The organism is Xanthomonas sp. GW, assembly GCF_014236815.1.
Classification (GTDB): domain Bacteria; phylum Pseudomonadota; class Gammaproteobacteria; order Xanthomonadales; family Xanthomonadaceae; genus Xanthomonas_A.
Window position 1 is genome coordinate 2896265 of record NZ_CP051189.1, and the last position, 13333, is coordinate 2909597.

Consider the following 13333-nt stretch of genomic DNA (forward strand, 5'->3'; position numbering starts at 1 on the left):
CCGCCCGGGTGTGCTTTCTTTTGGTTACTTTTCTTTGCACAAGCAAAGAAAAGTGACCCGCGTCAGCGGAAGCTTTGCTCTTGCTCTTCCTTTGAATCTTCAGACCAAAGCAAAAGCAGAGGCAAAGGCTTTCGCCTTGCGGCGAGTCACTTTTCTTTGCTCGCGCAAAGAAAAGTAACCAAAAGAAAGCGCGCCCTGCCGAGCGCCCTCCGCGCTGCGCGCTCCGGGTCCGCGTCCATGACGGGGATTCGCGGAAGGGGCATCCTGCCCCTACCGCGAACGGCGCACATCCATGTGCGCCGCCCCTTCGGGGTTTTTCCCCGCCATGGCCGCCGCTTCGGAAGGGAACCCGGTACGGCAACAGCGAAAGCAACGACAAGAGCAACAGCAAAAAAACCTCGAAAGCAACAGCAACAGCGAGGCTACGCGCCGCTACAGCAATCGGGCGCCCGGACACTGCAGCGGCGATACCCAATGCTGGCTGTCGAAGCCGGCTGCCGCGAATGCCGCCTGCACCGCCGGCGCGGCCGCCTCGGCCGCTGCGCGTGTCGGAAACCAGGCGAACACGCTGGGGCCCGCACCGGAAATGCTCGCGCCCATCGCACCCGCCGCCAACGCGGCCTCCTTGGCCGCATCGAAACCGACGATCAACGGCGCACGCCGCGGCTCGATCAGCACGTCACGCAAGCCCGCGCGCACCAGCGCCTCGTCGCCGGCATGGCAACCCGCCAAAACCAACGCCAGATTGGAACTCTGCGCCACGAACTCGCCGAGCCGATAGTCGCCGGCCAGCGCCTCGCGCGCGCGGCGCGTCTCCAGTACCGCATCCGGATGCACCAGCAGACTGTGCCAGGCCGCCGGCACCGGCACCGGCACCATCCGCTGCAGCGTGGACAACACCAACCCGCCCAGGAACATCGGGCCGAGGTTGTCGCCGTGGCGGCTGCCGCTGGCCACCGCCTCGCCCTCCAGCGAATACAGATAAAGCTGCTCGCGCGACAACGGCGCGTCCAGCAGCGCATTGGCCGCCACCAGCGCCGCCACGCACGAGGCCGCCGAACCGCCCATGCCGGAGCTGAGCGGGATGCCCTTGTCGATCTCCAGTTCGAAACCGAACGGCAGCGCCAGCGCCTCGCGCAAGGCGATCAGCGCCGCACCGGCGGTGTTGCGCGCGGCCTCCAGCGGCAACGCCACCGTGGTACCGCGGATCGCGGCGATACGCACCTCCGGCGCATCGATGCGGCGCACGGTCACCGTGTCGCCGACGCCTTCCACCGCATAGCCGAGCAGATCGAAGCCCACCGCCACGTTGGCCACCGAGGCCGGCGCGAAGGCGCGCGCCTCGCACGGCACGGTGCGGGCAGCGGAATTTGGCGCCAGCGACGTCTGCGCCTGGCTCACAGCCGCGCGCCCTCGCCCGCCGCCACCCGCAGCAGGTCGGCGAACACGCCCGCGGCGGTGACTTCCGGACCGGCACCGGGCCCCTGCACCACCAACGGATTGTCGCAATAGCGGCGGGTGGTGAACTGCACCACGTTGTCGGTCAGGCGCAGGTTGGCGAAGGCATGCTCGGCCGGCAATTCCACCAGGCCGACGCTGGGCGCGCGGTCCGGCGCCAGCTGCGCCACGTAGCGCAGCACGCAGCCGCGCGCCTTGGCCGCCTGCAGGCGCTGCGCGAACGCCGCATCCACTTCGTGCAGCCGCGCCATGAAATCCTCCACGCTGGCCTGGCGCAGCGCCTCCGGCACCAGGCTCTCCACCGCCACGTCCTCCAGGCTCAGCTCGCGCCCGGCCTCGCGCGCCAGGATCACCAGCTTGCGCGCCACGTCGGTGCCGGACAGGTCGTCGCGCGGATCCGGCTCGGTATAGCCCATGCCGCGCGCATCGGTGACCAGTTGCGAGAACGGCACGCTGCCGTCGTACTTGTTGAACAGCCAGGCCAGGGTGCCGGAGAAGATGCCCTCGATCGCGGTGACTTCGTCCCCGGTATCGACCAGATCGCGCAGCGTGGTGATCACCGGCAGGCCGGCGCCGACCGTGGCCTCGTAGCGGAAACGCGCACCGCTGTTCTCGGCGGCGGCACGGATCGCATGGAAGCGCGCCAGCGGCCCGGCGCCGGCCTGCTTGTTCGGGGTGACTACATGGATGCCGGCGGCGAGCCAGCCGGCGTAGCGGTCGGCGACGTCGGCGCTACCGCTGCAATCGATGATGACCGCGTGCGGCAGGTGCGCCGACAGCAGGTGCGCGGTGAACGCGTCCAGGTCGGTGGGCTGCGGGCCGCTGGCGAAGGCCTGCCGCCAGTCGCCGGTGATCGCGCGGGTTTCCAAACGCATCGTGCTGCGCGAGGCGATCGCGCGCAGGCGCAGGTCAAGGTTGGCCTTGGCCAGCAGTTGCGGCTGCGCCACGCGCAGCTGGTCGAGCAGCGCCGCGCCGACGTTGCCCGGGCCGATCACCCCGACCGAGAAGGTCTGCGGCGACAGCCAGAACCCGGCATGCGCCGCGCGCAGCGCCTTGGTCGCGTGCGCGCTGTCGATCGCCACCGAGATGTTGCGCTCCGACGACCCCTGCGCGATCGCCAGGATGTTGACCTGGGCGCGGCCCAGCGATTCGAACAGGCGCGCGGCCACGCCCGGCTGCCCGGCCATGCCGTCGCCGACCGCGGCCAGCACGCTGATGCCGGTGGTCAGCTGCACGCGCTGCACCTGCCCGACCACCAGCTCGTGCGCGAACGCCGACAGCAGCGCATCGCGCGCGCGTTCGCATTCGTTCTGCCGCACCACGCAGCAGATCGAATGCTCCGAGGAGCCCTGCGAGATCATCACCACCGACACCCGCGCATTGCGCAACGCGGCGAACACGCGCTCGGCGGTGCCGGGCACGCCGATCAGGCCGGTGCCTTCCAGGTTCAGCACCGCCAGGTCCGGGCTCAGGGTCAGGCCCTTGATCGGGCCGCTGCTGGCGCTGCTGGCGGTGATGCGGGTGCCCGGGTGTTCGGGCTGGAAGGTGTTGCGGATGATGATCGGCAGGCCGCGCTCGATCGCCGGCGACATGGTCTGCGGATGCACCACCTTGGCGCCGAAATAGGCCAGCTCGCAGGCCTCGTCGTAGCTCAGCGTTTCCAGTTGCACCGCTTCGGGCACCACCCGCGGGTCGGCCGACAGCACGCCGTCCACGTCGGTCCAGATATGCAGTTCGTCGGCATCGAACAAGGCGGCGAAGATCGCGCCGGAATAGTCGCTGCCGTTGCGGCCGAGCGTGGTGATGCGGCCGGCGCGGTCGCGGGCGACGAAGCCGGTGACCACGATGCGCTGCTGCGGATGCTGCGCGCGCCACGCCGACAGGCGCGCCGCGCTGGCCTCCCAATCCACGTCCACGCCCAGTTCGCCGCGATCCACCACCAGCACCTCGCGCGCGTCCAGCACCGCGCAATCCTCGCCCAGCGCGCGCAGATGCTCGCCGAGCAGTTGCGCCGAATACACCTCGCCCAGGCCCTGCACCCGGTCCAGCACCTCGCGCGGCAGTTCGCCGATCACCGCCAGCGCGCCGAGGATCTCGGCGAGATGATCGAAGCGCGCATCCAGCCACTCCACGGTGATGCCGGCGTGCTCGCCGAGCAGCGACACTGCCGCGGCGCGGTGCCGCGCGCGGGTCTCGTGCCAGCGTTCGCGCCAGTCGCTGTTCTCGCTGGCGGCCAGTTCGGCCAGCCCGATCAGCGCGTCGGTGACGCCCTTCATCGCCGAGACCACGGTGATCTGCAGGGTTTCCGGGCGCGCCAACAGCAGCTGCGCGACATGGCGATAGCGTTCGGCATCGGCCACCGAGGTGCCGCCGAATTTGTGGACGACGGTGCGCGCGGCGAGCGCGGAGTCTGCGGCAGGAGCGGAAGCGACGGCGGGGGACGGCATGGGAGACCTCGGAGTGGAGGCCCCGCTCGCATCAGGCCGACGGGTTCCCCCGCATCCTGATCCGGGTGCGGGGCCGTGGGTTTCGACAGTTACGCGAAAACGACGGGCCGCACCGGGCGAATGGTGTGGGTGGTAATACCGGTGGTAATGCCCGCGCAGCATGCGGCCGGGCGCCGAAGCGCGGGCGGCACGAAGCTGGTGACGAGGGCGAGAACGTGGGGCATGGGCGCAAGAGGACATCATGCGCCGGGGTGCTGTCAAGCGCCGTGTGCCGCAAGGCAGCATGCGCGTCGCACCCGGATGGATCCGTTGCAAAAGTTACTATCCGACGCCGTGGCGGCAGAAGTTTCGCCAGCGGCACTGCGACAAGCGCTTACCGGCGCGGCAGCCGAGCCAAGTGGTCAGACTTGCCACGCCGCCAGGTCGATCGTCGCGGCTTCGCCGACTGGCGCAACCATTCCACGATCTTGTCCACCATCCTGGACAGTTCGGACGCGATCAGCGCGACCACGGTCAGGAACATCATGCCGAGCGCAGCGAAGACAGGATTCATGCGCCGCACTGTAGAAAACCGTTTGTGCGGGCTCGTGTTCGGACCGACAAAAAAGGCGTGCGGTTGCGTTGTGTTCAGTGGCGCGGTTCATGCCCTTCTACCGCGCAATTGCGGGTACCGGCAATGGACGGCGAGGGACCCGACATCGAGGATTGCGCAAGGCGCGCGGATGCGTCGTCCGCGCGCCTTGCATCTTGGTCAATGCTGCTGATTGTCCGCCGGCGGCTGTTGCTGTTGCTGCGGATCGCTGGTGGGCGATTGCGGATCGGTGGTGGGCGTGGTGGGCGTCACCGGAGGGGGCGTCTGGCTCGGATCGGTACCGGTCGCGGCGCCGGTGGCGTCGCCGCTGGTACCGGGGGCCGGTGCGCTGTTGCCGCCCGCCGGGCTGCCGTCGGCCGCCGCTGGCGGCGTCGCGGCGTTCTGGTCCTGCGCGTTCTTGTCGCCATCGCGATGGCAAGCGGCCAAGGCCGCCACCATCGAACCGATCAACACAAGCTTCAAGGTTCTACTCATTGGCTTACTCCTGCTTCGCTTTCGCATGGGTGGGTAAACACGGCCGCCATCGACGGTCGGAAAGACATGAAGCCCGCCATCCGGGACGTGGACATGCAACCAGGCCGCGCTGCGATGCGGCGCTGCGGCGGATTCAGTGGCCGCAAGCTGCAACAGGGCAAACCGTCGTCGCACATCCAGCCATGCAGGAGCCGGCACTGCGTCGGCATCCGCTCCTGCATTGGCGGACGTGGTGGAGGTTACGGAGCGAGGCGCTCAGCCGGCGTCGACGAGGGGTGTAGACGACGTTAGGGCAGGACGGCACAGCAGCGGCGGCAGCGGCGCGGCCGCTGCCATGCCCGCGGCGTCGAGGGCAGTGCCTGCATGCACTACCGGCATTGGCGATTCGCCGCGCTTGCGCACATGCCCACTGCGGTGGTGACCCCGGCGCGATTCGAACGCACGACCTGTCCCTTAGGAGGGGACCGCTCTATCCAGCTGAGCTACGGGGCCTTGGCCGGGCGCATTGTCGCACGATCGCCGCGCTTGCCAAGCCCGCCGCGGCGCGCGACCAATGCGGCCGGACCCGCCCGGTCTGCTAAAATTGCGGGCTAATCGCGTCCCGCGTCCCCCGCCTGCGGTCGCCTTCCCTGTCGCAACGAACCCCAGGAGATTCCATGTCCGCTGACCTGCTCAAGGCGCTCGGCCTGACCGCGTCCAATTCCGGCACCTATCTCGGCAACGGCGAGTGGTCCACGGCTACCGGCGCCGGCGTGCTGCAGCCGCTGAACCCGTCCAGCAACGAAGTCATCGCCGAAGTGCAGGCGACCACCGTGCAGGACTACGAGACCGTGATCGCCCGCGCGCAAGCCGCGTTCAAGGTGTGGCGCACCACGCCGGCGCCGCGCCGCGGCGAGGCGGTGCGGCTGTGCGGCGATGCGCTGCGCAAGCACAAGGACGCGCTGGGGTCGCTGGTGGCGCTGGAAATGGGCAAGAGCAAGCCCGAGGGCGACGGCGAAGTGCAGGAGATGATCGACATCGCCGATTTCGCGGTCGGCCAGAGCCGCATGCTGTACGGCTACACGCTGCACTCCGAGCGTCCCGGCCACCGCATGTACGAGCAGTACCAGCCGCTGGGCCTGGTCGGCATCATCAGCGCGTTCAACTTCCCGGTCGCGGTGTGGGCGTGGAATGCCTTTCTGGCGGCGATCTGCGGCGACATCTGCCTGTGGAAGCCGTCCAACAAGACGCCGCTGACCGCGATCGCGTCGATGAAGATCTGCAACGACGCGCTGCGCGACGAAGGCTTCCCGGACATCTTCTTCCTGATCAACGACGCCGGCACCGAACTTGCGGAAACGCTGGTCGAGGACAAGCGCATCGCGCTGATCAGCTTCACCGGCTCGACCCAGGTCGGGCGCAACGTCGCCGAGAAGTGCGCGCGGCGCCTGGGCCGCTGCCTGCTGGAGCTGGGCGGCAACAACGCGATCATCCTCGACGAGAGCGCCGACCTGAAGCTGGCGATCCCCGGCATCGTGTTCGGCGCGGTCGGCACCGCCGGCCAGCGCTGCACCACCACGCGCCGGCTGATCGTGCACGCATCGATCTACGACACCGTGCTGGCGACGCTGCTCAAGGCCTACAAGCAGGTCGAAGGCAAGATCGGCGACCCCACCGACCCGGCCAACCTGATGGGGCCGCTGAACAGCCGCGGCGCGGTCGAGCAGTTCCTGGCCTCGATCGAGAAGGCCAAGGCCGCCGGCGGCACCGTCGAGACCGGCGGCACCGCGCTGGACCGACCCGGCAACTTCGTGCTGCCGGCGATCGTCACCGGCCTGCACAACGGCGACGAGGTGGTGCAGCACGAGACCTTCGCGCCGATCCTGTACGTGATGAAGTACAGCAGCCTGGACGAGGCCATCGACCTGCAGAACGGCGTGCCGCAGGGTCTGTCCTCTTCGATCTTCACCCAGAACCTGAAGGCCGCGGAGAAGTTCCTGTCGGCGGCCGGCAGCGACTGCGGCATCGCCAACGTCAACATCGGCACCTCCGGTGCGGAGATCGGCGGCGCGTTCGGCGGCGAGAAGGACACCGGCGGCGGCCGCGAATCCGGCTCGGACGCGTGGAAGGTGTACATGCGCCGGCAGACCAACACGATCAACTACTCCGACTCGCTGCCGCTGGCGCAGGGCATCAAGTTCGACCTGTAAGCGATGCGCCTCGCCGCCCTGTCCGACATCCACGGCAACCTGCCCGCACTGGAGGCGGTGCTTGCGGATATCGGGCGGCGCGGCGTGGAGCGGATGGTCAATCTCGGCGATATCGTGTCCGGTCCGCTGTGGCCGCGCGAAACCGCCGCGCGGCTGCTGCCGCTGGCGCTGCCCACGGTGCGCGGCAACCACGAGCGCCAGCTGCGCGAGCTGGCGCCCGCGGCGATGGGCGCCAGCGATGCCTACGCGCATGCGCAGCTGACGCCGACGCAACGGCACTGGCTGGACGGCCTGCCTGCGACGCTGGCGCTGCCGCAGGCGCTGCTGTGCCACGGCACCCCGCACGACGACCTGTGCTGGCTGCTCGACGAACTGGTCGCACCACAGCTGCTGCCTGCCAGCGCGCAACGCGTGCGCGAACGGCTCGGCGCCGCGCCGCCGGTGCCGCTGGTGCTGTGCGGGCACAGCCATGTGCCGCGCACGCTGCGCCTGGACGACGGGCGGCTGCTGTGCAATCCGGGCAGCGTCGGCCTGCCCGCCTACGCCGAGGCGCATCCGCAGCCGTACCGGGTCGAAACCGGCACGCCGCAGGCGCGCTACGCGATCCTGGAACACCGCAACGGACGCTGGGACGCGCACCTATTGGCGGTCGACTACGACCACGCCAGCGCCGCGCTGCAGGCCGAACGCAACGGCCAGCCGGAGTGGGCACATGCGTTGCGCCATGGCCGCGTGCGCGGATGAACGGCGCACGGCAGGCGCGCTTCTGGGATAATTCGGGCACCGTGCATGCGAGCGAACCCGCTGCCCCCTTCACGAGGATCCGCACATGAGTGGCGTACGCGAAACCAATTCCCTCGCCGTGGTCAGCCTGGTCGCCGGCATCCTCGGCTGGACCCTGATGCCGGTGCTCGGCAGCCTCGGCGCGATCATTACCGGGCACCTGGCGCGCGCCGAGATCCGCCGCCAACCGCAGCGTTTCCAGGGCGACGGGCTGGCGGTCGGCGGGCTGATCCTGGGCTGGGCCGCGGTGATCGTCGCGATCCTGTCGGTGCTGGCGTTCGTGCTGTTCTTCGGCGGGCTGGCCTGGTTCGCCAGCACCCAGGCCTGAGCCGATGGACGCCTCCGCTCCGCGCGAACGCTTCAGCGACCGCGTCGCCGACTACGTCCGCTACCGTCCCGACTATCCGCCGGCGCTGCTGGACTGGGTGCACGGGGAACTCGGCGTGGCGCGCAACGCGCAGGTCGCCGACATCGGCGCCGGCACCGGCATTTCCACCCGCATGTTCCTGCAGGCCGGGCATCCGACGCTGGCGGTGGAGCCGAACGCGGCGATGCGCGCCGCCGCCGAGACGCTGCTGCACGACGTCCCCGGCTTCGCCGCGGTCGACGGCAGCGCCGAGGCCACCACCCTGCCCACCGCCAGCGTGGACCTGATCAGCGCCGCGCAGGCCTTCCACTGGTTCGACCTGGACGCGGTACGCCGCGAATGGGCGCGCGTGCTGCGCCTCGGCGGGCTGGCGCTGGTGTACTGGAACTCGCGCCTGCTCGACGGCACGCCGTTCCTGCACGACTACGAGCAGCTGCTGCTCGACTACGGCACCGACTACAGCGCGGTGGCCGAGCGCTACCACGACGATGCGACGATGCAGCGCTGGTTCGGCGCCGGGCTGCGCGGCACCGCGCAGTTCCCCAACGTGCAGAAGCTGGACTACGACGGCCTGCGCGGGCGCCTGCTGTCCTCGTCGTATGCGCCGCTGGCCGGGCATCCGCGCCACGCGCCGATGCTGGCCGCGCTGCACGCGCTGTTCGATCGCCACCAGGTCGATGGCCTGGTCGATGTCCACTACCGTACCCGTGCCTTCGCCGGCACGTTGAACTGAGCTGTGCCCATGTATTCCCTCGCCCGCCCGTTCCTGTTCGCCTTCGACGCCGAGCGCGCCCACGCGCTGGGCCTGCGCGCGATCGAGATGGCCTACCGCACCGGCACCAATCCGCTGCTGGCCAGGGCGATCGCGCCGATGCCCACGCGCGCCTTCGGCCTGGAGTTTCCCAACCCGGTCGGGCTGGCCGCCGGCCTGGACAAGAACGGCGAGCACATCGACGCGCTGCTGGCGCTGGGCTTCGGCTTCGTCGAGATCGGCACCATCACCCCGCGCCCGCAGCAGGGCAATCCGAAGCCGCGCATGTTCCGGCTGCCGCGCGAGCAGGCGGTGATCAACCGCATGGGCTTCAACAACCTCGGCGTGGACGCGCTGGTGCGCAACGTCGAACGCGCGCGCCGCCGCCACGGCCTGCTCGGCATCAACATCGGCAAGAACAAGGACACGCCGAACGCGGACGCCGCGTCGGATTACCTGCATTGTCTGGAAAAGGTCTACCCGCTGGCCGACTACGTGACCGTCAATATCTCCTCGCCGAACACCGCCGGCCTGCGCGAGCTGCAGGAGGAACAGGCGTTGCGGCAGCTGGTGTCGCAGCTGCGCGAGGCGCAGGAAGCGCTGGCCGCGCGCCATGGCAAGCGCGTGCCGATGCTGGTCAAGGTCGCGCCGGATCTGAGCGACAGCGACATCGACGCGGCGGCGCGGGTGCTGTCGGACCTGCAGGTGGACGGCGTCATCGCCACCAACACCACCGTCGCCCGCCCAGGCCTGGAACGCAACGCGTTGGGCGCCGAGGCCGGCGGCCTGTCCGGTGCGCCGCTGCTGGGCCAGTCCACCCTGGTGCTGCGCCGCCTGCGCGCGCGCCTGCCGGAGGCGATCCCGCTGATCGGGGTCGGCGGCATCCTGTCCGGTGCCGATGCGGTGGCGAAGATGGCCGCCGGCGCGGCGCTGGTGCAGTGCTACAGCGGGCTGGTGTTCCGCGGCCCGGAGCTGATCGGCGAATGCGTCGAGGCGATGCGCCGGCGCCGCGAAGCGCCCAGCCGCGGCGCGGTCGCCGCGCTATGAGCAACGCCTGGTCGCTGACCGCCAATGCGCCGCTGCAGGCGCTGAACACCTTCCATGTCGCCGCGCAGGCGCCGTGGCTGCTGCAGATCTTCGCCCCCGAGGCGCTGCCCGACGCGCTGCTGGCGCCGCAGCTGGCCGGTGCGGCGCTGCTGCCGCTGGGCAGCGGCAGCAACATGCTGTTCGCCGGCGACGCGCCCGGCGTGGTGCTGGCCTTCGCCAACCGCAGCATCGATACGCTCGAACACCGCGCCGACTACGCCATCGTCCGCGCCGGCGCCGGCGTGGGCTGGCACGAGCTGGTGATGTGGTCGCTGGCGCAGGGCCTGTCGGGCCTGGAGAACCTGGCGCTGATCCCGGGCACGGTCGGCGCCGCGCCGATCCAGAACATCGGCGCCTACGGCGCGCAGGTCGGCGAGTTCGTGCACGTGGTCGAGGCCTACGACCGCGCCGACGCGCGCTTCGTGCGGCTGGACGCGGCCGCCTGCGAGTTCGGCTACCGCGACAGTCTGTTCAAGCGCCAGCCCGACCGCTACCTGATCGCCGCGGTGGAATTCAACCTGCCGCGGCTGCATGCGCTGCGCCTGGACTACGCCGGCATCGGCGAGGAACTGCAGGCGCTCGGCATCGCCATGCCCGGCGCGCCCGACGTGGCGCAGGCGGTGATCAACATCCGCCGCCGCAAGCTGCCGGACCCGGACGTGCTCGGCAACGCCGGCAGCTTCTTCAAGAATCCGCTGCTGCCGGCCGAGCAGGCGCAGGCGCTGCAGCACGCGTACCCGGCGCTGCCGGTGTTCCCCGGCGACGGCGAGGACCAGCGCAAGCTGTCGGCGGCGTGGCTGATCGAGGCCTGCGGCTGGAAAGGCCACCGCGACGGCGATGCCGGCGTGTCCGCCGCGCACGCGCTGGTGCTGGTCAACCACGGCCAGGCCAGCGGTGCCGAACTGCTGGCGCTGGCGCGGCGCATTTCCGCCTCGGTGCTGGAGCGCTTCGGCGTGATCCTGGAGCCGGAACCGCGCATCGTCGGCGCGTCCTGGTGAAGCAGCCGGTGTCGCTGCGCGCGGCCGCGCTGATGCTGGCCAGCACGCTGTCGTTCGGACTGATGGTGATTGCGATCCGGCTGGCCTCCGCGCACCTGTCCACGGTGGAGATCGCCTTCTTCCGCAACCTGTTCGGTTTGCTGTTCCTGCTGCCGATGCTGCTGCGACCGGGGCAGTCGCTGCCGCGCACCGCCCAGTTGCCGCGCTACCTGCTACGTACCGCGATCGGCCTGGTGTCGATGCTGGCCGGCTTCTGGGCGATCGGCCATCTGCCGCTGTCGCAGGCGATCGCGCTGTCCTACTCCACGCCGCTGTTCGTGACCCTGGCCGCGGCGTTCTGGCTGGGCGAGAACGTGCGCCTGCGGCGCTGGATGGCGGTGCTGTGCGGCTTCGTCGGCGTGCTGATCATCCTGCGCCCGGGCGCGGCCACGTTCAGCGCCGGCACCCTGATCGCGCTGCTGGCGGCGGTGATGGGCGCGCTGGTGGCGATCCAGATCAAGCAGCTGGCTAGGGTCGATTCGGCCAACACCGTGGTGTTCTACACCTACGCGTTCTGGGTGCCGATGTCGCTGCTGCCCGCCCTGTTCGCCTGGACCTGGCCGCAGGGCATCGACTGGCTGTGGCTGCTGGCCACCGGCCTGTTCGGCACGCTCGGGCAACTATTGTGGACGCGCGCACTGCGCATCGGCGAGGTCTCGGCGCTGACCCCGATCAGCTTCATGCAGCTGCCGTTCGTGGCGCTGCTGGGCTGGTGGCTGTTCGCCGAGGCGATCGCCCCGCATACCCTGCTCGGTGCGAGCATCATCATCGCCGCCAACGTCTACATCGCCCATCGCGAATCGGTGCTGGCCAGGCGCGCCGCCACGCATGCGCCGCTGGAAGGCGCCAAGCCCGGGGAATGAGCGCAGCCGCGCCAGGCCGGGCAGCCGCCATAATGGCCGCACGCTCCGCCTCGACCCACGCCATGCGCGCCTTCCGCTTGCTTGCCATCGCCACGCTCATCCTGCTGCTGTGGCCGGCGGTTTCCGCGCTCGCCATCGAGATTCCCGCCTACACGCCCGACGTGGTCGATCCCAGCGGCCAGTTGAGCGCATCGGACCGGCAGCGGGTAAATGCGTCCCTGCAGCAGCTGCGCACCGACCAGGGGATCTGGGGCGCGGTCTACATCGTGCCCGCGCTGGACGGCGACAACATCGAGAGCCTGTCCGAGCGCGCGTTCAAGACCTGGCGGCTGGGCCAGAAGGACGTCGACAACGGCCTGCTGCTGGTCCTGTCGATGCAGGACCGCCGCTCGCGCTTCGAGGTCGGCTACGGACTGGAAGGCAGCCTGTCCGACGTGGTCAGCAAGCACGCGCTGGACGACTACCTGGCGCCCAGGATGCGCCAGGGCGATACCGCCGGCGCCATCATCGACGCCTTCGGCTTCATGGCGCGCGTCGCCGCGCAGGACCCGACCAGCCTCGAAGAACTGTCGCGGCCGTCGGCCGCGCCCGCTACCGAAGTGCGCCACTGGGAACGCGGCGCGATCGCCTGGGCCGGGCTGGTGGCATTGATCTGGCTGCTGCCGCTGCTGCGCCGGCGCTGGATGCGGCACCTGCGCGCACGGTTGCTGCGCCAGCATCCGCAACTGGCCGGCCAGGCCGAGGACATCGCCGAATCGACCCGCCGCTCGTGGTTCCTCGGGGCGTTCATCAGGCTGTTCCTGACCGTCAACCCCGGGGTGTTCGTGCTGGTGCTGTCGGCGCTGTTCCCGCTGGCGTTCGTGCTCTCGCTGGCCATCGAGCTGCTGGTGCTGGGACTGGCGCTGGCGATGGCAGGCCGCCGCTATTCCTCGCCCGAGTATTTCCGCGACTTCCTGCGCGAGCAGGCGCGCGAGCGCCAGGCGTTAATGCGCAAGGGCCACGTGGTCGCCACCGCGTCCGGCGGCTACGCCTATACCCCTGCGTACTACGCCAGCCGCACGTCGACTTCTTCGTCGTCGTCTTCTTCGTCTTCCTCGTCGTCCAGCGGTTCGAGTGGCGGCTCATCCTCCTCCGGCGGCGGCAGCTCCGGCGGCGGCGGCGCCAGTTCGAGTTGGTAGCGCTGCACGCGTCCCGCTGGCGGCGCCTGGTGATGCTCCACCACGGAGAAGGCGTGTTCGCGAAGAAGATCCGTGTGGCCTTGGCTGACGTACGTGCGCTTGCGGGCC

The 13333-nt window shown here is 70.0% G+C and carries 12 protein-coding genes and 1 tRNA gene; 8 read left to right on the forward strand and 5 right to left on the reverse strand.

The features are described from left to right. Positions 1–432: 432 nt before the first annotated feature. The 5 genes from HEP73_RS12435 to HEP73_RS12455 form a co-directional block, all read right to left on the reverse strand. Positions 433–1401 carry a homoserine kinase gene (locus HEP73_RS12435; protein ID WP_185820235.1) on the reverse strand — a complete coding sequence of 323 codons (969 nt, stop codon included), beginning with the start codon at positions 1399–1401 and terminating at the stop codon, positions 433–435. Continuing rightward, positions 1398–3905 (reverse strand): bifunctional aspartate kinase/homoserine dehydrogenase I, encoded by a 2508-nt coding sequence (gene thrA, locus HEP73_RS12440; RefSeq protein ID WP_185820236.1) that lies wholly within the window; start codon positions 3903–3905, stop codon positions 1398–1400. The genes HEP73_RS12435 and thrA overlap by 4 nt, the downstream gene beginning before the upstream one ends. A 373-nt stretch (positions 3906–4278) precedes the next feature. Further along, positions 4279–4458 (reverse strand): hypothetical protein, encoded by a 180-nt coding sequence (locus HEP73_RS12445; protein WP_185820237.1) that lies wholly within the window; start codon positions 4456–4458, stop codon positions 4279–4281. 198 nt (positions 4459–4656) lie between these two features. After that, positions 4657–4971 carry a hypothetical protein gene (locus HEP73_RS12450; RefSeq protein WP_255423484.1) on the reverse strand — a complete coding sequence of 105 codons (315 nt, stop codon included), beginning with the start codon at positions 4969–4971 and terminating at the stop codon, positions 4657–4659. 415 nt (positions 4972–5386) lie between these two features. Beyond that, a tRNA-Arg gene (locus HEP73_RS12455) sits at positions 5387–5463 on the reverse strand. 164 nt (positions 5464–5627) lie between these two features. Here HEP73_RS12455 and amaB point away from each other — a divergent pair. The 8 genes from amaB (at position 5628) to HEP73_RS12495 (ending at position 13225) form a co-directional block, all read left to right on the forward strand. Beyond that, a complete protein-coding gene (gene amaB, locus HEP73_RS12460; protein WP_185820238.1) occupies positions 5628–7160 on the forward strand; it encodes an L-piperidine-6-carboxylate dehydrogenase in 1533 nt (510 codons plus the stop codon). A gap of 3 nt (positions 7161–7163) precedes the next feature. Further along, the gene (locus HEP73_RS12465) at positions 7164–7904 is read left to right on the forward strand and encodes a metallophosphoesterase family protein (protein ID WP_185820239.1); all 741 of its coding nucleotides are present in this window, start codon (positions 7164–7166) and stop codon (positions 7902–7904) included. Between the two features lie 85 nt (positions 7905–7989). After that, a complete protein-coding gene (locus tag HEP73_RS12470; protein WP_185820240.1) occupies positions 7990–8271 on the forward strand; it encodes a DUF4190 domain-containing protein in 282 nt (93 codons plus the stop codon). Between the two features lie 4 nt (positions 8272–8275). After that, positions 8276–9043: a class I SAM-dependent methyltransferase gene (locus HEP73_RS12475; RefSeq protein ID WP_185820241.1), complete on the forward strand. Its 768-nt coding sequence runs from the start codon at positions 8276–8278 to the stop codon at positions 9041–9043. A 9-nt stretch (positions 9044–9052) separates the two neighbouring features. Next, a complete protein-coding gene (locus HEP73_RS12480; protein ID WP_185820242.1) occupies positions 9053–10108 on the forward strand; it encodes a quinone-dependent dihydroorotate dehydrogenase in 1056 nt (351 codons plus the stop codon). Further along, a complete protein-coding gene (murB, locus tag HEP73_RS12485) occupies positions 10105–11145 on the forward strand; it encodes a UDP-N-acetylmuramate dehydrogenase (RefSeq protein ID WP_185820243.1) in 1041 nt (346 codons plus the stop codon). Before HEP73_RS12480 ends, murB begins: the two co-directional genes overlap by 4 nt. A 32-nt stretch (positions 11146–11177) precedes the next feature. Next, entirely contained in the window at positions 11178–12047 is an 870-nt protein-coding gene (locus HEP73_RS12490) for a DMT family transporter (protein WP_185823405.1), read from the forward strand. A gap of 32 nt (positions 12048–12079) precedes the next feature. After that, on the forward strand, positions 12080–13225 hold the full coding sequence (locus HEP73_RS12495; RefSeq protein ID WP_185820244.1) for a TPM domain-containing protein: 1146 nt from the start codon (positions 12080–12082) through the stop codon (positions 13223–13225). Positions 13226–13333: the final 108 nt, after the last annotated feature.